The sequence below is a fragment of the Pseudomonas sp. p99-361 genome, assembly GCF_003935475.1.
GTDB lineage: Bacteria > Pseudomonadota > Gammaproteobacteria > Pseudomonadales > Pseudomonadaceae > Aquipseudomonas > Aquipseudomonas juntendi.
In genome coordinates this window covers 247,611-267,300 of record NZ_RHQO01000001.1, presented here as the reverse complement: position 1 = coordinate 267,300, position 19,690 = coordinate 247,611, and the positions used below count along the sequence as shown (strand labels likewise).

The window sequence follows — 19,690 nt, the reverse complement described above, 5'->3', positions numbered from 1 at the left end:
GCCTGAAGGGAGGGCACAGAAATGGCCCACGAAACCTACACCCGCACCAACCAGAAACTGTTCTTTGCCGGCCTCGCCCTCGAGGCCATGGCCAAGGCCGAGCAAAGCCAGGCCATGAATGCCCAGGGCCTGGTACAGGCCGAGCGCGAGTCGGCGCTGTTTCACCTGTACGGCGCGCTACTGGGCATGTGCCATGAAATTGGTGCTTTCTACCGCCTGCCGGTGGTGGCAACTGTGGAGCAGGCGCTGGCCGACGACAGCCTGAACGGTATTGCCATCCCCGAGGTGGCCGAGCTGCTGGAGCTGGCGCGCCAGCGTGAAACGTGGCTGGCGCAAATGCTCAGTGCTTATGCCGATTTGTTCCGACCACCTGTCGCCAGGAAAGCGCCAAAAACCGATGTTACTCAGCCGCTGATCCAAGCCGTGAACCTTGACGAGCCCGAGCAACCAGCGTTGTCCCGTGCCGAGCTGGAAAGCTGGCGCAATAACCTCAAAGGCCTGGTCAGGCGTTTTCGCGACGCGTTGAGTGAGTGCTGATCGCGGCAACGGCTGATACAATACTGGCCTTTCGCGGAGAACTGCCATTTATGTCTACGTCTTTTCTGGAAATTGTCGAGTTGCCTGATGGCCGCATCGAACTGCGTCGCGCCGAGGATGAAGGCTCACTGGTAACCTTGGATTTCTCGGAAGACGCCAAGGTATTTCTGCAGGGTCAGCATGTTGAAGTGGCCAAGGCCATGCTCAGCGTGGGTGTGCAGATGGCCGGTCGCCTGATGGACGGTGAGGCTGAGCGTGATGAAGGGCCGCGGGTGCTGCACTGAACCCTGAGGGTGCAGCAGGTGCCTGGCGTTTTGAAGTAACAGGCAAAGCCTGAACATCAGCCGAGGCGGATGTTCAGGCTTTGTGCATTTCCGGTAGTGGCTGCCCGTAGCAGTTGCTGGCGGGCAGTGGCATTCACGCTACCCAGCCAGCTGACCACTGTGTGGCTAAGGCCCAGGCGCAGGGCTTCGCAGGCCAGCTGCAATGGGCTCTGATTGCTACGGGGTTGCAGCAGCAGGATCCGTTCACGGTTGAGGCCTGCGTCGCGCAGCCAGGCCTGGGTCAGGCTCGACGGCGGCGCGATCAGGGTCAGCCAGCGGGTTTCGTCTTCTTCGCTCAGCTCACGCAGTACGGGTGCCAGCAGGTTTTGGCAGTGCCCTTGGGCGCCACGCAGCGACAGTTCGCTGAAAAGCTCGGGGTCGCTGTGCTTGCGTGCCAGTTCGCTGGCCTTTAAGCCAGGAAGTACGGGTTGGGCAAGGAATGCTTCGAACAACGGCAACTGGGCTTGCTCGGGTACGTGAATGAACTGCTGCATGACGCCTCCTGGATCAGCGGCGAATGACGCCGACGCTCAAGCCCTCGATCACCAGTTCCTGTTCTTTCAGGTCGACTTCGATGGGGGCGAATTCGGGGTTTTCGGCCAGCAGCCAGACTTTGCTGCCTTCGCGCTTGAAGCGCTTGACGGTCACTTCGTCGCCGATGCGGGCCACCACGATCTGGCCGTTGCGTGCTTCACGGCAGGTGTGTACTGCCAGCAGGTCGCCGTCCAGGATACCGACGTCCTTCATGCTCATGCCGTGCACGCGCAGTAAATAGTCGGCCTGGGGGTGGAAGAACGCGGGGTTGATGTTGCACGATTGCTCGATGTGCTGCTCGGCAAGGATCGGTGCACCGGCAGCCACACGGCCGATGATGGGCAGGCCGCTTTCTTCGGCCTTGGCTTCGAAGCCCGGGATGCGGATGCCGCGGGATGCACCTGGGGTCATTTCGATGGCACCCTTGCGGGCGAGGGCCTTGAGGTGTTCTTCGGCAGCGTTGGGCGATTTGAAGCCCAGTTCCTGAGCGATCTCGGCACGTGTAGGCGGGAAACCGTTGTCTTCCAGGCAACGCTTGATGAACGCGAGAATTTCGGCTTGGCGTGGCGTCAGTTTCAGCATGTTGGGCGCTCTGGCTTTTTGTACAGTGACTGGGATTATATACAGTACTGGATAAGCTTCAAGCCACACGTTGCAAGAAAAGTCGAACGCCCCCTCCCGGAGGCACGACGCGCGCTGTTTTCCAACGGCGACTGCCCGGTCACCGAGCCTTGACAGATGCAGGGCTGAAACGTATGTTTCAAACAACTGTTTGTCTGGCGGAGTAGTCGGAGTAGTCATGGCCCAATCGGAAACCGTTGAACGCATTCTCGATGCTGCCGAGCAGCTGTTCGCGGAAAGGGGGTTCGCTGAAACCTCGCTGCGGCTGATTACCAGCAAGGCCGGGGTCAACCTGGCGGCGGTCAACTATCACTTCGGTTCCAAAAAAGCGCTTATCCAGGCTGTGTTCTCGCGCTTCCTGGGCCCGTTCTGCGCCAGCCTCGAGCGTGAACTGGAACGCCGCCAGGCCAAGCCCGAGCACAAGCCAAGCCTGGAAGAGCTGCTGGAAATGCTGGTGGAGCAGGCATTGGCCGTGCAGCCGCGCAGCAACAACGACCTGTCGATCTTCATGCGGCTGCTGGGCCTTGCCTTCAGCCAGAGCCAAGGGCACTTGCGGCGCTACCTGGAAGACATGTACGGCAAGGTGTTCCGCCGCTACATGCTGTTGGTCAACGAGGCGGCTCCCCGTATTCCGCCGCTGGAGCTGTTCTGGCGCGTGCACTTCATGCTGGGGGCGGCCGCGTTCAGCATGTCCGGCATCAAGGCCCTGCGGGCCATCGCCGAAACCGACTTCGGTATCAATACGTCCATCGAACAGGTCATGCGCCTGATGGTGCCGTTCCTGGCGGCCGGCATGCGGGCGGACAGTGGCGTCACCGACCCGGCCATGGCCACTGCACAACTGCGCCCACGCACCAAGAGCAGCGCCGCCACGGCCAAGGCCTGAAAGCTGGGCGCGGCGGGGCGCTTGGGCTAAGCTAGCGCCGCTTCTGTTCAGTCTTCAATTAAGGAATACCCATGACCGTCAGTCTGCAAGGCTCCCTGATGGTGGACATCGCCGGTAAATGGCTGACCGCCGAAGACCGTCACCTGCTGCGCCAGCCCGAAGTGGCCGGCCTGATCATCTTCGCCCGCAATATCGACAGCCCGCGCCAGGTGCGTGAGCTATGCGCATCCATCCGCGCCATACGCCCCGATCTGATTCTGGCGGTGGACCAGGAGGGCGGCCGTGTGCAACGCCTGCGCCAGGGCTTTGTGCGCCTGCCCGCCATGCGCGCGCTGGCCGACAACGACAACGCTGAATACCTGGCCGAGCAGTGTGGCTGGCTGATGGCGACCGAAGTGCTGGCAGTGGGCCTGGACCTGAGCTTCGCTCCGGTGCTTGACCTTGATCACCAGCGCAGTGCCGTGGTGGGCAGCCGCGCCTTCGAGGGCGACCCGCTGCGTGCGACACAGTTGGCCGGGGCGTTCATCCGCGGCATGAATGCCGCCGGCATGGCGGCCTGCGGCAAGCACTTCCCGGGGCATGGCTGGGCCGAGGCCGATTCGCACGTGGCCATTCCCACCGATGAGCGCAGCCTTGCGCAACTGCGCCAGGCCGACCTTGTACCGTTCAGCCGCCTGAGCGGGCAATTGGCGGCGGTGATGCCGGCGCATGTCATCTACCCGCAGGTGGACGACCAGCCGGCCGGCTTCTCGCGCCGCTGGCTGCAGGACATTCTGCGTGGCGAGCTGGGCTTTGACGGGGTGATCTTCAGTGATGACCTGTCGATGGCCGGTGCCCATGTGGTGGGCGATGCGGCCAGCCGTATCGAGGCGGCATTGTCTGCCGGCTGCGACATGGGCCTGGTTTGCAATGACCGCGCGGCGGCAGAGCTGGCACTGAGCGCAGCGCAGCGCATGCAGGTCAGGCCCTCGCCGCGTATCGCCCGGATGCGCGGGCAGGGCTTTGCACGTACCGACTATCGCCAGCAGCCACGCTGGCTGGCGGCGTTGGGCGCGTTGAAAGAGGCGCAGCTGGTCGACTGACCTGTCGTCGCTGTAGCGGGTTTCTGGTTGCCAGTGAGATCGCCGCCGGCGCGGCGCTCGGCCTCACTGCCAGCCAACCCTCACGGCCGACCCGAGGGCATCAGCGCCCACGCTTGCCCGGCAACGGTGCAAACAGGGCATCGATCTCTTCATCCCCCAGCCGCCACTGCCCAGCCTGGCCGCCATCGAGCAGGCTCGCCGCCAGCGCGGCCTTCTCCTGCTGCAGTGCCTGTATTTTCTCTTCCACCGTGCCGCGGGTAATCAGCTTGAACACGAACACCGGTTTGTCCTGGCCTATACGGTAGGCGCGGTCGGTGGCCTGGTTTTCGCTGGCCGGGTTCCACCAGGGGTCGAAGTGGATCACCGTGTCTGCCGCCGTCAGGTTCAGGCCCACGCCGCCGGCCTTCAGGCTGATCAGGAACACCTCGCTCTCACCCTGCTGGAACTGCTGCACCGGCGTACGCCGGTCGCGGGTATCGCCGGTGAGCAGGCTGTAGCGGATCTGGCGCTTTTGCAGTTCCTGCTCGATCAGTGCAAGCATCGACGTGAACTGCGAAAACAGCAGTACCCGGCGGCCTTCGCTGAGCAGCTCATCGAGCATTTGCAGCAGTGCCCCCAGCTTGCCCTTGTCGGCCTGGTTACCCTTGCTCTCCACGCCTTTTACCAGGCGCAGGTCGCAGCACACCTGGCGCAGCTTGAGCAGCGCGTCGAGGATCACGATCTGGCTGCGCGCGGCACCGTTGCGGGCAATTTCATCGCGGACTTTCTTGTCCATGGCCACGCGTACCGCTTCGTAGGTGTCGCGCTGGGCGTCGCTGAGCTCGACCCAGTGCACCATCTCGGTTTTGGCCGGCAGCTCGGTGGCCACCTGCTCCTTGGTGCGGCGCAACAGGAACGGCCGGACGCGGTTGGCCAGGTGGGCCATGCGCTCGCTGTCACCGTGGCGCTCGATCGGCGTGCGGTAGTCCTGGTTGAAGCGCTTCAATTCACCCAGCCAGCCGGGCATCAGGAAGTGGAAGATCGACCACAGTTCGCCCAGGTTGTTTTCCATCGGCGTGCCGGTCAGGCACAGACGCTGGGTGGCCTGCAGTTCGCAGGCGGCCAGGGCCGCCTTGCTGGTACTGCTTTTGATGTTCTGTGCCTCGTCCAGCACCAGCACGTGCCACGCGTGCGCGCGCAGGTGCTGCAGGTCGCGCGGCAGCAGCGCATAGGTGGTGAGGACCAGGTCGTAGTCGCCCAGCTTGGCAAAATGCTTGCTGCGCCCTGGCCCGTGCAGGGGCAGTACACGCAGGTCGGGGGCGAAGCGTGCGGCTTCGTCCAGCCAGTTGGGTATCAGGCTGGTCGGCATCACGACCAGGGCTGGGCTGACGAGGCGCCCGCTTTCCTTTTCCAGCAGCAGGTGAGCCAAGGCCTGCAGGGTCTTGCCCAAGCCCATGTCGTCGCCCAGAATGCCGCCGGTACCCATTTCGCGCAGGGCCTGCAGCCAGTTCAGGCCTTGCTGCTGGTAGGCGCGCAAGCTTGCCCGCAGCGCGACTGGCGGTGCGACCTGCAGGTCACGCGCGTCACGCAGGCGGCGCCCCAGGTCGCGCACATGCTCGCCACCTTCCCAATGCAGCGGCATGCCTTCGATCTGGTTCAGGCGCGCGGCGTCGGCGCGGTCCAGGCGCAGGGCCGGGCCTACGCTGCCTTCGTGCAGGTACAGCTCGCCCAGGGTGCCCATCACCGCCTTGATACGGCCATAAGGCAGGGCGACGCGCAAGGGCGAGGCATCCAGGCGGCCGCGGTTCAGGTCGATCAACAGGTGCTCGTCGTCACTGCGCCGGGCCAGTTCGCTGGGGCGTAACAGCTCTGGGCTGCTGCGCAGCAATTGCAGCACGATCGGCAACAGGCTGTGGCGCTGGCCATCGACCACGATGCCCAGTTCCAGGTCGAACCATTCATGGCCCGGCGCTTCGTCGATGGTCGCGTACCAGTCTTCCACCTCTTGCAGGTCGAAGGCGAAATCGCGGTGGGTATCGATGGCCCAGCCGGCTTCGCGCAGGCGTGGCAGGCCCTCGCGGGCAAAGTGCAGCCAGGCTTCGTCGTCGGGCAGTTGATACATTTCCCCGGCACTGTCGGGCAATGCCTTGCTCTGCCGGGTTGCAGGCCTGAAGCCGAAGTCCCGCAGCACCTTGCGCAGGGCTTGTTCAGCCTGGGGCTGGCGGCGGATGCGCTGGCTGGTGTTGCCTGCAAGGCGGGTCAGTGGCTTGTCGTCGCTACCGCTGGCTTGCAGGCCGTCATAGTCGAATGCCAATGCGGCGCGATGTTGCATCTGCCGTTGCATGCGCCCGGTTTTCGGCATGTAGGCGGTGTACTCGAGGCTGCCGAGGGCCAGCAGGGCCTGTGGCTGGATGTCCTCGATCACTTGCTCTCGCACGGGGGCTGGGGTCGGCACCTTGTGGCTCAGGGCATTGAGCTTGTGGCTCAGGGGGACGACCAAGTGTTCCGGCACATCGGGGGCGATGGTCAGTTGCACGGCCACATGCGGGTCAAGGGTGTGTTCGACCTTGCCCACCTCTTGCGCCTGCACATCGAAGTAGTACAGCGGCAGCAGCGGGATGACGCAGCGCAGCGGTTCCTCACCGCTGTACCACAGCCCGCGGTAGTTGCCATTGCCCTGGCGTACCCAGCGGAACTCGGCTGGGCGCGTCGGGCCTTCGTGCAGCAGGGGCATGTTGACGTCGAACAGCATGCGCCCGGTTTCCAGTGCGCGCTGGAACAGTTCCCCGCCTTCCTGGCCTTTGAGTTGGTAGCCGCGGTCCTGGCCGGCCCCCTGGTTCAATGCCGCAAGCAGGCGCAGGATGCGCGTGTCCTGGTCGGTGACGAAGCGCGGCGGCTCGTAGAGAAAATCGTAAAGCGACTGCACCCGGCTGAAGCGGATGCCGTCCTCGCTGCGTGTGCCTTTGCGCACCAGCAGCGAGCAGCCGGCAGCATCGGTCAGTTGCAACTGGTAGCAGACCATGCGCCCGCGTTTGTCATCGGCTGCGCCGGTCTGGGCCGGCGGCTGCTCCAGGCCACTGAGCCAGTGTTGCAGTTCGGCCGACAGCGTACCCGGCGGGCTTTGCACAGGCTCGGTGCTGATGTCGGGGCCGCTGAGGGTGAACAGTACCGCAGCGCAATGCTTGCAGTTTTGCCGTACCGGGCAGTCGCACTCACCCTCGACGTGGCAGCGGCCGCCTGCAATGTGCAGTTCGATGGTTTGCTGGTAGACATTGTCGCCGCTGCCTTCGCACCGGGCGGTGATGGTCTGGCGATAGATAGCGTCCAGTTCCACCCGGCCTTCGTCGGCATAGCGTTCTGCGCGCTGCAGGGTGGCCTTGCTGAACGACTGGGTCCAGTTCGGGTATTGGTTCACCAACTCGGCGGCATCTGGCTTCATGCGCTTACTGCTCCATCATCTCCGGGTCCATGGCCGGCATTTTCGGCGTGCCCGGTGGCGTGATCTTCAGCAGCACCGCCAGGTGCCCACCGTCGAGGAAGGTCAGCTGCCCACCTTTGACGTTACTGTTGCTTTGCTTGAACTGCTCGCTTTGCAGCACGCTGCCGTTGCCATCCAGCTGGTTGACCCAGAAGTTGGCCTCCACCGCGATAAAGCGCCCTTGGGCAATGCTCAGGTTGCCTTCGATAGGGAAATGGCCGAATTGCTCGGCGCCTTCGCCCAGGGCGATGCGGCTGGGTTGGTCACCCACCTGCTGCTGCCAGGCCTTGTGCATCAGCACGGTGTAGTCTGCGGTCGCCTCCAGGCGGGTGGCTTCGTCTTCCAGCGCCGGGCGTTGCTCGGCGTCTTTGTGCAGGCGCGCAGCACCGCCGCTCCAGTCTTCCGGTGCGAACGGGCTGGTAAAGGCGGGCACGCTGTTCTGCCGCACCAGAATCATTTCTACCTGATACAGGCCTTCGGCGAAGGCGGCTGGCGCGAACAGCGCCAGCAGCAGGGTCAGGCAACGGATGGCACGCATGAATCTTCCTTAGGCAGGCTGTGGGGTCAGGCGCTCGAACAGCGCCTCCAGGGTGTTGAAGCGTTCGTCCGGGCGCTCCATTGGCACCAGGAAGCGGAACTGGGTCGCGCCTTCGAACTTGTAGCGTTTGGGCTGGCCCTGAATCAATTTGATCAAGGTCAGCGGGTCTACCGGGGTTTCGGCCTCGAACTCGAGCTTGCCGCCATTGGGGCCGGCATCGACTTTCTTGATGCCGAGCTTTTCCGCCTGCAGCTTGAGCGACGTCAGGCGCATGAGGTTCTTGGTGGGTTCCGGTAGCAGGCCGAAGCGGTCGATCATTTCGACCTGCAGGTCCTTGAGGCCCTCTTCGTCGGCCGCCGAGGCAATGCGCTTGTACAGGATCAGCCTGGCATGCACATCGGGCAGGTAGTCTTCGGGGATCAGCGCCGGCAGGCGCAGGTTGATCTCCGGGCCGCCGCCCAGTGGCTGTTCCAGGTTGGGCTGGGTGCCCTTGCGAATGGCCTTGACTGCGCGCTCGAGCATTTCCATGTACAGGGTGAAGCCAACGGCCTGGATCTGCCCACTCTGGCCTTCGCCCAGCAGCTCGCCGGCACCGCGGATTTCCAGGTCGTTGGTCGCCAGCACGAAGCCGGCGCCAAGGTCCTGGGTGTTGGCGATCGCTTCCAGGCGCTTTTCGGCGTCGGCGCTGACCTTCTGCCGGGTGGGCGTGAGCAGGTAGGCGTAAGCCTGGTGGTGGCTGCGGCCAACCCGGCCGCGCAGCTGGTGCAGCTGGGCCAGGCCGAACTTGTCGGCGCGTTCGATGACGATGGTGTTGGCGCTGGGCACGTCGATACCGGTTTCGATGATGGTCGAAGCCACCAGCACATTGAAGCGCTTGTGGTAGAAGTCGCTCATAACCTGTTCCAGTTCACGCTCGCGCATTTGCCCATGGCCGATGCCGATGCGTGCCTCGGGTACCAGTTCGGCGAGGTCGGCTGCGCATTTCTCGATGGTTTTCACATCGTTGTGCAGGTAATACACCTGGCCGCCGCGCAGCAGTTCGCGCAGCAGCGCCTCTTTGACGGTGCTCTTGTTCTGCTCCATGACGAAGGTGCGCACTGACAGGCGGCGCGCCGGCGGCGTGGCGATGATGGACAGGTCGCGCATGCCCGCCACCGCCATGTTGAGCGTGCGCGGGATGGGGGTGGCGGTGAGGGTGAGGATGTCGACTTCGCTGCGCAGGGCCTTGAGCTGCTCCTTCTGGCGTACGCCAAAACGGTGCTCTTCGTCGATGATTGCCAGGCCCAGGTCCTTGAAGCGTACGTCGTCCTGCAGCAGCTTGTGGGTGCCGATCAGGATGTCGATCTTGCCCTCGGCCAGGTCTGCGGCGGCGGCGGCGACTTCCTTGGCGGACTTGAAACGGCTCATCACCTCCACGGTCACCGGCCAGTCGGCGAAGCGGTCGCGGAAGCTGTTGTAGTGCTGTTGGGCGAGCAGGGTGGTCGGCACCAGTACCGCCACCTGGCGGCCGCTGTGCACGGCAATGAACGCCGCGCGCATGGCCACTTCGGTCTTGCCGAAGCCCACGTCGCCACAGACCAGGCGGTCCATCGGCTTGGGCGCGAGCATGTCGGCGCGCACGGCTTCGATGGCGGCCTGCTGGTCGGGGGTTTCCTCGAACGGGAAGCCGGCGCTGAACGTGGCGTAGTCGGCGGACGGGTCGGCGAAGGCGTAGCCTTTGCGCGCGGCACGCCGGGCGTAGATGTCGAGCAGTTCGGCGGCCACGTCGCGGACTTGTTCGGCAGCCTTGCGCTTGGCCTTCTGCCAGGCTTCCGAACCCAGCCGGTGCAGCGGTGCCAGGGCGTCGTCGCTGCCGGTGTAGCGGGCGATCAGGTGCAGGTTGGCGACCGGCACATAAAGCTTGGCGTTTTCGGCATATTCCAGGGTCAGGAACTCTGCAGCCTGGCCGTCGATTTCCAGCGTGGCCAGGCCCAGGTAGCGGCCTACGCCGTGGTCAATGTGCACCACCGGTGCGCCTTCGCGCAGTTCGGTAAGGTTCTTGATTACCGCGTCATTGGCGGTTTCGCCACGTTTGTCACGGCGCCGGCGCTGCATGACGCGCTGGCCGAACAGCGGGCTTTCGGCGACCAGGGCAATGGCCGGGTCGTCCAGCAGCAGGCCTTCGTCCAGTGGGGCGATGGTGATGGCCAGGCGCTCGGCACCGGTGATGAAATCGTGCCAGCCATCAACGGTGTGCGGGCGCAGCTTCAGCCGTTCGAGCAGCTCCAGCAATACCTCGCGTCGGCCCGCCGATTCAGCGGTGAACAGCACGCGGCCGGGGAACTGGTCGAGGAAGCTGGCCAGCTCGGCCAGTGGCTGGTTGGCCTTGGCCTCGATCGCCAGGTTGGGCAGGGCGCGCGCCGGGAAGCGCTCGCGCCCTGCGCCGGCTTCCAGGTCGTCGCTGCTGACCACCACCCGCGGCCACTGCTTGAGCCGGGCGAAGCAGTCTTCGACCGGCAGGAACAGCTCGGCCGGTGGCAGCAGTGGCCGGCTGAGGTCGCCACGGCGGTCTTCATAGCGCCCGCGCACGTCGTTCCAGAAGTGTTCGGCGGCCTGTTCCACCCCCGGCAGCGAAAACACCTGGGTGTCCGCCGGCAGGTAGTCGAACAGGGTGGAGGTTTCTTCGAAGAACAAGGGCAGGTAGTACTCGATACCGGCGGGGATGATACCGCTGGCCAGGTCCTGGAAGATCGCGCTGCGGCGGAAGTCGACGTCGAAGCGTTCGCGAAAGCGTGCCTTGAAGCGGGTCACTTCGTCCTTTTGCATGGGGAATTCGCGCGCAGGCAGCAGGCGCACGGAATCCACCTTGTCTATCGAGCGCTGGGTCTCGGGATCGAAGGTGCGCAGGGTCTCGATCTCGTCATCGAACAGGTCGATGCGGTAGGGCAGCTTGCTGCCCATGGGGAACAGGTCGATCAGTGCACCGCGCACGGCGAACTCGCCATGCTCATAGACCGTGTCGACGCAGCGGTAGCCGGTGGCTTCCAGCCGCGTGCGCATCTGCTCCACGTCGAGGGTCTGGCCCACGTCCAGCACCAGGCTGCTGCCCAGCAGAAAACGCGTGGGTGCCAGGCGGTGCAGGGCGGTGGTCACCGGCACCACGAGGATGCCGTGGCTCAGCTCAGGCAAGCGGTAAAGGCTGGCGATGCGCTGGGAGATGATGTCCTGGTGCGGCGAGAACAGGTCGTAGGGCAGGGTTTCCCAATCGGGAAACGGCAGCACCGGCAGGTCGGGTGCGAAGAAACGCAGCTCCTGTTCCAGGCGGTCGGCGGCCTGGCTGTCGGCCGTCAATAACAGGGTGAAGCGGCCAGCGCTGCTGGCGGCCTCGGCGATGGCAAGGCTGAGGGCGGCACCGGGCAGGTTGCCCCAGGTTTGTTTGCCGGCCGTGGCCGACATTTGCGGTAGGCGCAGAACTGACACGGGAGATTGCACTCCAAGCGTTGCGGCAAAGAGACCGATTGTACCGGTGACGGTGCCGGCTGTCAGGCTCCAAAGGGCATGAATGCTGGCTTGGCTCACTGCGACAGGCGCTCATTGCCGGTTCTGTGTTGGGGCGTCATAATGTAGCCCCTTTTTTCTGTCCCTACATGTGGAAGGTTCCCGTGACTCAGAAGCCCGACCAGTGTCTTGGTGAGTGGATCGATCGTGAAGCCCTGGCTGAAGCGATGATCCCGCTTATCGGTCAGCTCTACCGCAACAACAATGTGGTGAGCTCGATTTATGGCCGCAGCCTGATCAACCGTTCGGTTATCTCGATCCTCAAGGCGCACCGCTTTGCGCGTCATCGCCAAACCGACGAAACCGAACTGTCCGTCCACGAGACATTCCCCCTGCTCAAAGCCATGAGCGAGCTGAAACTGGGCGCCGCTTCGGTCGACCTGGGCAAGCTGGCCAACAAGTTCAAGCAGGAAGGCAATGGCCGCACTGCCGAGCAGTTCGTCCGTGAAGAGCTGGCCGACGTGGTTGGCCAGCAGAACGCTTCGGCGCGCAAAGGCACTGACGTGGTGCTGTACGGCTTCGGCCGCATCGGCCGCCTGCTGGCGCGCATCCTGATCGAGAAGACCGGTGGCGGCGACGGCCTGCGCCTGCGCGCCATCGTTGTGCGCAAGGGCGCCGAAAACGACCTGGTCAAGCGTGCCAGCCTGCTGCGCCGTGACTCGGTGCATGGCCCGTTCGATGGCACCATCACCATCGATGAAGCCAACAACACCATCACTGCCAACGGCAACCTGATCCAGGTTATCTACGCCAAGAACCCAAGCGAAGTCGACTATACCCAGTACGGTATCGAAAACGCGCTGATCGTCGACAACACCGGTGTATGGCGTGATGCCGACGGCCTGGGCCAGCACCTGGCCTGCCCGGGCGCTGCCCGCGTGATCCTCACCGCACCTGGCAAAGGCGCGCTGAAGAACATCGTGCATGGCATCAACCACGGCGATATCACGGCCGATGACAAGATCATCTCGGCAGCTTCCTGCACCACCAACGCCATCGTGCCGGTGCTCAAGGCCATCAACGACCAGTACGGCATCGTCAACGGCCACGTCGAAACCGTTCACTCGTTCACCAACGACCAGAACCTGATCGACAACTTCCACAAGGGCAGCCGCCGTGGCCGCGCCGCGCCGCTGAACATGGTCATCACCGAAACCGGTGCCGCCACCGCTGCTGCCAAGGCACTGCCAGTGCTCAAGGGCAAGCTGACCGGCAACGCCATCCGCGTACCTACGCCGAACGTTTCGATGGCCATCCTCAACCTGAACCTGGAAAAGGCCACTACTCGCGACGAAATCAACGAGTACCTGCGCCAGACCGCAATGCACTCGGAGCTGCACAAGCAGATCGACTACGTTGCCTCGCAGGAAGTGGTTTCGACTGACTTCGTTGGCTCGCGCCACGCCGGTGTGGTGGACGCTGAAGCGACCATCGCCAATGACAACCGTGTTGTTCTGTACGTGTGGTACGACAACGAATTCGGTTACAGCTGCCAGGTGGTTCGCGTGATGGAAGACATGGCCGGTGTGAACCCGCCTGCGTTCCCACGCTGATTCGCGGGTAAGGCAATGAAGAAACGGGAACCTTCGGGTTCCCGTTTTTTTTGCCTGCTTTTCATGTTGCTGCGGCCTTTGCAGGTGCGTACGCCCGGTAAATCACTTGGGCTCGGATGACGAGCGGCACTATTTCGAGGACAATGGCCGGCGCTATTGGCACCCCCTATCGATGCCCGTGTCCGGAGCCAGGTGCGCATGCCCGTGCCGCCGTTCGGGTGACTCGGGCCGGGGGTGGCTGCGTCTCCCGAGCTACGCCCGCGTTTGCGCAGGCGGTGAAAGGCGAGTGAAAGCGCAAGCAGGGATGATTGCCGCCAGGGATCGGTAAAGCATATGTAGTGCGGGCGAAATTGGCCTACGACGCGACCAAGGGTTAATGTGCGCGGCGTTCACGCTTGATTAGACTGCACCCGAATTTTCTCATGGCGCCCCGGCGGCATGATCGCGTCCCGCGAGCGACCGTGGCTTGCGGGCCAGTTCTGAAGGAGTACGCATGGCTGTCTACAACTACGACGTAGTGGTGCTGGGTTCCGGCCCGGCCGGTGAAGGCGCGGCAATGAATGCCGCCAAAGCAGGGCGCAAGGTTGCGATGGTCGATGACCGTCGCCAGGTCGGTGGTAACTGCACCCACCTGGGCACCATCCCGTCCAAGGCACTGCGTCACTCGGTGCGGCAGATCATGCAGTTCAACACCAACCCCATGTTCCGTGCCATTGGCGAGCCGCGTTGGTTTTCGTTCCCGGACGTGCTGAAAAGCGCCGAGAAGGTCATCGCCAAGCAAGTGGCTTCGCGCACGGGCTACTACGCCCGCAACCGGGTTGACGTGTTCGTCGGTACCGGCAGTTTTGCCGACGAGCAGACCGTGGAAGTGGTGTGCTCGAACGGCGTGGTGGAAAAGCTCAATGCCAAGCACATCATCATCGCGACCGGTTCACGCCCCTACCGCCCGGCCGACATCGACTTCCACCACCCGCGCGTCTACGACAGCGATACCATCCTCAGCCTCAGCCACACCCCGCGCAAGCTGATCGTTTACGGCGCCGGCGTTATCGGTTGCGAATACGCTTCGATCTTCAGTGGCCTGGGTGTGCTGGTAGAGCTGGTGGACAACCGCGGCCAGTTGCTGAGCTTCCTCGACTCGGAAATTTCCCAGGCGCTGAGCTACCACTTCAGCAACAACAACATCACCGTGCGCCACAACGAAGATTATGAGCGCGTCGAAGGCCTGGACAACGGTGTGATCCTGCACCTGAAGTCGGGCAAGAAGATCAAGGCCGACGCCTTGCTGTGGTGCAACGGCCGTACCGGCAACACCGACAAGCTGGGCCTGGAGAACATTGGCATCAAGGTCAACAGCCGGGGCCAGATCGAGGTCGACGAGGCGTACCGTACCAGCGTGCCGAACATCTACGGCGCCGGTGACGTGATCGGCTGGCCAAGCCTGGCCAGTGCCGCCCATGACCAGGGCCGCTCGGCCGCTGGCAGCATCGTGGACAACGGCAGCTGGCGTTTCGTCAATGACGTGCCGACCGGCATCTATACCATTCCGGAAATCAGCTCGATCGGCAAGAACGAGCAGGAGCTGACCCAGGCCAAGGTGCCGTACGAAGTGGGCAAGGCGTTCTTCAAGAGCATGGCGCGGGCGCAGATTGCCGGCGAGCCGCAAGGCATGCTGAAGATCCTGTTCCACCGCGAAACCCTGGAAATCCTGGGTGTTCACTGCTTCGGCTACCAGGCCTCGGAGATTGTCCACATCGGCCAGGCGATCATGAACCAGCCAGGTGAGCAGAACAACCTGAAGTATTTCGTCAACACTACGTTCAACTACCCGACCATGGCCGAAGCCTACCGGGTAGCTGCCTACGACGGCCTGAACCGGCTTTTTTGAGCGGCTCCGACCGGTGGCCTGAGCCGGTCGGAGAGACCGATTTCAACCCTGCCCGAGGGTGGTCTTGGCCAAACCGGGAAAGTCTGTAATCAGGCTGTCCACGCCAAAGTCAGCCAGCCGGCGCATCAGTGCCGGCTCGTTGACCGTCCACACCGACACGTGCAAACCCTGGGCCTGTGCTTTGAGCAGGCGTTCGGGGGTGCATAGCGTCCAGTTCAGGGCCAGCAAGTCGCAGCCGTAGTTCTGGGCGACCTTCAACGGGTCGAGCCACGCGTACTCCGCCACCAGCCCACGCTTCACATCTGGCACCAGCTCCTGGGCTGCACCCAGTACTTCGCGCGAGCTGGAGGTGATGGTGACCTTGTCCAGCAAGTTGTACTGCTGGGCCAGCTCGCGGATGGCCAGAACGGTGGTGGCAGCGCGCGTGCGCGAGGCGCTTTTCACCTCCAGTTGCCAGTGCTCGAACGGGCATTTCTGGAACAGCTCTTCCAGCGTGGGAATCGGGCAGGGCTGCACGTGGCCTGGCCCACCCTTGCGGGCATCGACCTTGACCAGGTCGGCGGCCGGGTGTTCGACCACCTTGCCGCGCCGGCCGGTGGTGCGCTTGAGGGTGGCGTCGTGGATCACCATCAGCTGGTTGTCGGCTGACAGGTGCAGGTCCAGTTCGCAGCGGGTCACGCCATGTGCCAGGCACTGCTGGAAGCTGGTCAGGGTATTTTCGGGTGCTTCGCCCTTGGCGCCGCGATGGCCGTAGATCAGGGTCACGTTCGTTCCTTCAGATCAGAGAAAACAGGTTCAGGATGCAGGGCTGTTCTGTTCCAGTTGCTGGCGCCGTTGCTGCTGTTGGCGCTGCAGGATGTAACGGGCCAGCAGTTGCCGTTGGGCGTCGGTCATGTCGATGAACTCGGTGCCGACGTCGTAACCGCCCCCGGTGCGCTGGTCGCAGTGGGTGACTTTACCGCGCAGCAGCAGGCCGTGGGCACGTGGCATCAGCACCATTTTCACCTTGACCCGGGTGCCTGGGGCAAGCGGGTTGTGCTGGGTGAATTCGATACCGCCTTCGGAAATGACCACTGGCTGGGGTTGCCCGACTTCGCCGAGCAGGGTCTGGGCAACCACTGCGCTGAGCAGGTCGAGGCGTTTGTTCTGCGCGCGCAGGAAGGCGGCCAGGGTGCGGTCCTTGTCGCTCAGCTGGCGCAGCAGGTGCTGCGCCTCGAAGTCCGACAGGTGCAGCTCGCTGAGCAGGTTGAACAGTGGGGAATCATCTTGCAATACATCTGGGTCAAGGGCTTCGGCCGCGCTTAGGGGGCTTATTTGAAGTGCGATCCGATCGTCGATGCGGTAGTATTCGCGGCGATCTTCTTCGTCTAATGTCGTCATGGCGAACCCAAGGTAGCGGCGGTGGTCCGAGTGTAAAGCCGCCGTAGGCGCCTCGCCACAAGGACGTTCCCTTTCATCCGAACAAGCCCCGACATGTTCAGACCTCTTTTCGCATTTATCGGTACGCGTTATACCCGTGCCAAACGTCGCAATCACTTCGTCTCGTTCATTTCCCTGACCTCGATGATCGGCCTCGCCCTGGGCGTGGTGGTGATGATCGTGGTGCTGTCGGTGATGAACGGTTTCGACCACGAGATGCGTACCCGCGTGCTGGGCATGATCCCGCATGCCACGCTGGAGAGCGGCCAACCCATTGCCGATTGGCAGGCCCTTGCCCAACAAGTAAAGCAGAATCCGCAGGTGGTGGCGGTTGCGCCGTTCACCCAGATGCAAGGCCTGCTGACCCACGATGGCAAGGTGCAGAAAGTGCTGCTCAATGGCATCGACCCGGCCCGCGAGCGCGAGGTGTCGATCATCGACAACTTTGTCTTGCAGGGGCACCTGGACCAGTTGGCGCCGGGCGAGTGGGGGATCATGATCGGTGACAAGGCGGCGGCCAAGCTGGGTGTGGCCATCGGCGACAAGCTCACCTTCGTCGCCCCCGAGGTCAGCGTGACCCCGGCCGGCATGTTCCCGCGCATGAAGCGCTTCACCGTGGTCGGCACCTTCCACGTTGGCGCGGGCGAGATCGACGGCTACCTGGGCCTGACCAACATCAGCGACCTGTCGCGCCTGCACCGCTGGAAGCCCGACCAGGTACAGGGCCTGCGCCTGAAATTCGACGACCTGCTCCAGGCGCCGCGGGTAGCCTGGAGCATCGCCCAGCAGTTGGGTGACCAGGCGTTCTACAGCCGCGACTGGACCCGTACCCACGGTAACCTGTACCAGGCGATCCGCATGGAAAAAGCCATGATCGGCCTGCTGTTGCTGCTGATCGTGGCGGTGGCCGCGTTCAACATCATTTCCACGCTGGTGATGGTGGTCAACGACAAGCGTGGCGACATCGCCATCTTGCGCACCCTCGGCGCGACGCCCGGGCAAATCATGCTCATCTTCATGGTCCAGGGCACGGTGATCGGGGTGATCGGTACCCTGATCGGCGCCGTGGTCGGCATTCTTGCCGCACTGAATGTCAGTGCCGCCATCGCCGGCATCGAGAAACTGATCGGGCACAAGTTCCTCAATGCCGACGTGTATTTCATCGATTACCTGCCGTCGCAGATCCAGGCCCAGGACGTGTACATGGTCTGTGGCGCGGCGCTGGTCCTGAGTTTCTTCGCCACCTTGTACCCGGCCTGGCGTGCGGCCCGCACCCAGCCTGCCGAGGCGCTACGTTATGAGTGAGTCGCGCATGAGTGATAAAGCCGTTCTGAGTTGCCGCAACCTGGGCAAGTCCTACGACGAGGGCCCGGAGTCGGTGCAGGTGCTGTCCGGCCTCAACCTGGAGCTGCACGCCGGTGAGCGCATTGCCATTGTCGGCAGCTCGGGCTCTGGCAAGAGCACCTTGCTGAACCTGTTGGGCGGCCTTGACCGGCCCACCCAGGGCAGCGTCTGGCTGGCGGGCGAAGAGCTGTCGGCGCTGGGTGAGCGTGCCCGCGGCCTGCTGCGCAACCGTGAACTGGGCTTTGTCTACCAGTTTCACCACTTGCTGCCGGAATTCACCGCCATCGAAAACGTGTGCATGCCCTTGCTGATCGGCCGCACGCCCATCCCCGAGGCCCGTGAGCGGGCCGAAGCACTGCTCAAGCGCGTAGGCCTGGGCCACCGCCTCAACCACAAGCCGGCCGAGCTGTCGGGTGGCGAGCGCCAGCGTGTGGCCATTGCCCGGGCCCTGGTCAACCGCCCTGGCCTGGTGATGCTCGACGAGCCTACCGGCAACCTCGACCACCATACTGCCCAGGGCATTCAGGAGTTGATGCAGGAGCTGTCCAGTGCTTCGCGCACAGCGTTCCTGGTGGTAACGCACGATCTCAGCCTGGCGCGCCAGATGGACCGTGTATTGAAGCTCGACGACGGCCACCTGGTGGCGATCTGAGCGACTGTACGGGGTAACAGGCGTTGCCCCGTTTTCCTGTTTTCATTGGGTGATTTTGTACATGTTCAGACCCTTGCCCATTTTCATCGGCGCGCGCTACACCCGAGCCAAGCGCCGCAACCACTTCATCTCGTTCATCTCGATGACCTCGATGATCGGCCTGTCGCTGGGCGTGCTGGCGATGATCGTGGTGCTGTCGGTGATGAACGGCTTCCAGCGCGAAATGAGCTCGCGCATCCTGGGCCTGGTGCCGCATGCCGCCATCCTCGGGGTGCAGCCACTGGACGACTGGCACAAGGTTGCCGATGCGGCGCTGCAGAACCCGGCAGTGATGGCCGCCGCGCCCATTACCGAAATGGAAGGCATGCTCTCGTACAAGGGCGCGATGCAGCCGATCCAGGTGAGCGGTATCGACCCGGCCGAGGAGAGCAAGGTCTCCATCGTCGGCCAGCACATCGTCCAGGGCCGCTTGCAGGACCTGCAGCCCGGTGAGTTCGGCGTGGTCATCGGTGAGCTCACGGCCCGCCGTTTCCGCCTGAATACCGGCGACAAGCTGACCTTGATCGTGCCGGAAATCAGCAAGGAGCCGGGTGGTATCACCCCGCGCATGCAGCGCCTGACCGTGGTCGGCATCTTCAAGGTCGGCGCCGAACTGGATGGCTCGCAGGCCTATATCCATATGGCCGATGCTGGCCAGATGCAGCGCTGGGCGCCGGGCCAGGTGCAAGGCGTGCGCCTGAAGCTGCACGACCTGTACGCCGCGCCGCAGGTGTCCAAGGCCATCGCCGCCGGGCTGGGCGATGCCTACCGTGCCGATGACTGGTCGCACACCCAGGGCAGCTTGTTCAGTGCGATGAAGATGGAAAAGACCATGATCGGCCTGTTGCTGATGATGATCATTGCAGTGGCGGCGTTCAACATCATCGCCACCCTGGTGATGGTGGTGAACGACAAAGGCCCGGACATCGCCATTTTGCGCACCCTGGGCGCCACGCCAGCGCAGATCATGGGTACGTTCATGGTCCAGGGCAGCCTGATCGGTATTGTCGGCACCCTGATTGGCGGGGTGCTAGGCGTGATTGCCGCGCTGAACGTCAGCCAGATCGTCGGCTGGCTGGAGCGGGTGAGCGGGCAGCACATCTTCACCTCGGATGTGTACTTCGTCAGCAGTTTGCCGTCGCAACTGGAGGGGAGCGATGTGCTGATGATCTGCACCGCCGGCCTGGTGATGAGCTTCCTGGCGACCATCTACCCGGCTTACCGGGCTTCGCAGGTGCAGCCGGCCATTGGCTTGGCGGTTTGAGCCACAGCTGAAGGCT

Annotated in this window: 16 protein-coding genes and 1 pseudogene; 10 read left to right on the top strand and 7 right to left on the bottom strand. The window is 63.6% G+C overall.

Annotated features, from left to right (window positions below):
- Positions 1 to 21: 21 nt before the first annotated feature.
- On the top strand, positions 22 to 537 hold the full coding sequence (locus tag EGJ22_RS01270) for a DUF6586 family protein (RefSeq protein WP_029887013.1): 516 nt from the start codon (positions 22 to 24) through the stop codon (positions 535 to 537).
- 50 nt (positions 538 to 587) lie between these two features.
- Positions 588 to 821 carry a hypothetical protein gene (locus tag EGJ22_RS01265; protein WP_029887014.1) on the top strand — a complete coding sequence of 78 codons (234 nt, stop codon included), beginning with the start codon at positions 588 to 590 and terminating at the stop codon, positions 819 to 821.
- A gap of 56 nt (positions 822 to 877) precedes the next feature.
- Here the strand turns inward: EGJ22_RS01265 and sulA are convergent, their stop codons facing one another.
- Together sulA and lexA are read right to left on the bottom strand one after the other, a co-directional pair.
- Entirely contained in the window at positions 878 to 1,354 is a 477-nt protein-coding gene (gene sulA, locus EGJ22_RS01260) for an SOS-induced cell division inhibitor SulA (protein ID WP_009686281.1), read from the bottom strand.
- A 13-nt stretch (positions 1,355 to 1,367) separates the two neighbouring features.
- Positions 1,368 to 1,976: a transcriptional repressor LexA gene (lexA, locus tag EGJ22_RS01255; protein WP_029887015.1), complete on the bottom strand. Its 609-nt coding sequence runs from the start codon at positions 1,974 to 1,976 to the stop codon at positions 1,368 to 1,370.
- Between the two features lie 217 nt (positions 1,977 to 2,193).
- On the opposite strand from lexA, the gene EGJ22_RS01250 reads away from it, so the two are divergent.
- Both EGJ22_RS01250 and nagZ read left to right on the top strand, forming a co-directional pair.
- Positions 2,194 to 2,901 carry a TetR/AcrR family transcriptional regulator gene (locus tag EGJ22_RS01250; RefSeq protein ID WP_009686283.1) on the top strand — a complete coding sequence of 236 codons (708 nt, stop codon included), beginning with the start codon at positions 2,194 to 2,196 and terminating at the stop codon, positions 2,899 to 2,901.
- Between the two features lie 83 nt (positions 2,902 to 2,984).
- A complete protein-coding gene (gene nagZ / locus EGJ22_RS01245) occupies positions 2,985 to 3,983 on the top strand; it encodes a beta-N-acetylhexosaminidase (RefSeq protein WP_172828394.1) in 999 nt (332 codons plus the stop codon).
- Positions 3,984 to 4,083: 100 nt separating this feature from the next.
- Here nagZ and EGJ22_RS01240 read toward each other — a convergent pair whose 3' ends face one another.
- The 3 genes from EGJ22_RS01240 to mfd are packed head-to-tail and all read right to left on the bottom strand — an operon-like array spanning position 4,084 to position 11,437.
- Positions 4,084 to 7,401: a DEAD/DEAH box helicase gene (locus EGJ22_RS01240; RefSeq protein ID WP_080709249.1), complete on the bottom strand. Its 3,318-nt coding sequence runs from the start codon at positions 7,399 to 7,401 to the stop codon at positions 4,084 to 4,086.
- A 4-nt stretch (positions 7,402 to 7,405) separates the two neighbouring features.
- Entirely contained in the window at positions 7,406 to 7,978 is a 573-nt protein-coding gene (locus EGJ22_RS01235) for a CsiV family protein (RefSeq protein ID WP_029887018.1), read from the bottom strand.
- 9 nt (positions 7,979 to 7,987) lie between these two features.
- Complete coding sequence (gene mfd / locus EGJ22_RS01230; RefSeq protein ID WP_009686288.1) at positions 7,988 to 11,437, bottom strand: transcription-repair coupling factor; 3,450 nt, start codon at positions 11,435 to 11,437, stop codon at positions 7,988 to 7,990.
- Positions 11,438 to 11,604: 167 nt separating this feature from the next.
- On the opposite strand from mfd, the gene EGJ22_RS01225 reads away from it, so the two are divergent.
- The 3 genes and pseudogenes from EGJ22_RS01225 to sthA all read left to right on the top strand — a co-directional run bounded on the left by EGJ22_RS01225 (position 11,605) and on the right by sthA (position 14,956).
- On the top strand, positions 11,605 to 13,068 hold the full coding sequence (locus EGJ22_RS01225) for a glyceraldehyde-3-phosphate dehydrogenase (protein WP_009686289.1): 1,464 nt from the start codon (positions 11,605 to 11,607) through the stop codon (positions 13,066 to 13,068).
- A 76-nt stretch (positions 13,069 to 13,144) separates the two neighbouring features.
- Positions 13,145 to 13,358 (top strand): annotated as a pseudogene (locus tag EGJ22_RS26360) (FAD:protein FMN transferase); the annotation flags it as partial.
- A 203-nt stretch (positions 13,359 to 13,561) separates the two neighbouring features.
- Entirely contained in the window at positions 13,562 to 14,956 is a 1,395-nt protein-coding gene (gene sthA / locus EGJ22_RS01215; RefSeq protein WP_009686290.1) for a Si-specific NAD(P)(+) transhydrogenase, read from the top strand.
- Between the two features lie 42 nt (positions 14,957 to 14,998).
- Here sthA and EGJ22_RS01210 read toward each other — a convergent pair whose 3' ends face one another.
- On the bottom strand, positions 14,999 to 15,721 hold the full coding sequence (locus EGJ22_RS01210; protein ID WP_009686291.1) for a glycerophosphodiester phosphodiesterase: 723 nt from the start codon (positions 15,719 to 15,721) through the stop codon (positions 14,999 to 15,001).
- Between the two features lie 30 nt (positions 15,722 to 15,751).
- On the bottom strand, positions 15,752 to 16,336 hold the full coding sequence (locus EGJ22_RS01205; protein ID WP_029887019.1) for a PilZ domain-containing protein: 585 nt from the start codon (positions 16,334 to 16,336) through the stop codon (positions 15,752 to 15,754).
- A 93-nt stretch (positions 16,337 to 16,429) separates the two neighbouring features.
- Between EGJ22_RS01205 and EGJ22_RS01200 the strand changes: the two genes are divergently transcribed.
- From EGJ22_RS01200 to EGJ22_RS01190, 3 genes are all read left to right on the top strand, one after another.
- On the top strand, positions 16,430 to 17,680 hold the full coding sequence (locus EGJ22_RS01200) for a lipoprotein-releasing ABC transporter permease subunit (protein WP_029887020.1): 1,251 nt from the start codon (positions 16,430 to 16,432) through the stop codon (positions 17,678 to 17,680).
- A gap of 7 nt (positions 17,681 to 17,687) precedes the next feature.
- A complete protein-coding gene (lolD, locus tag EGJ22_RS01195) occupies positions 17,688 to 18,371 on the top strand; it encodes a lipoprotein-releasing ABC transporter ATP-binding protein LolD (RefSeq protein WP_172828393.1) in 684 nt (227 codons plus the stop codon).
- Between the two features lie 61 nt (positions 18,372 to 18,432).
- A complete protein-coding gene (locus tag EGJ22_RS01190) occupies positions 18,433 to 19,674 on the top strand; it encodes a lipoprotein-releasing ABC transporter permease subunit (RefSeq protein ID WP_009686295.1) in 1,242 nt (413 codons plus the stop codon).
- The last annotated feature ends 16 nt before the right edge of the window (positions 19,675 to 19,690 follow it).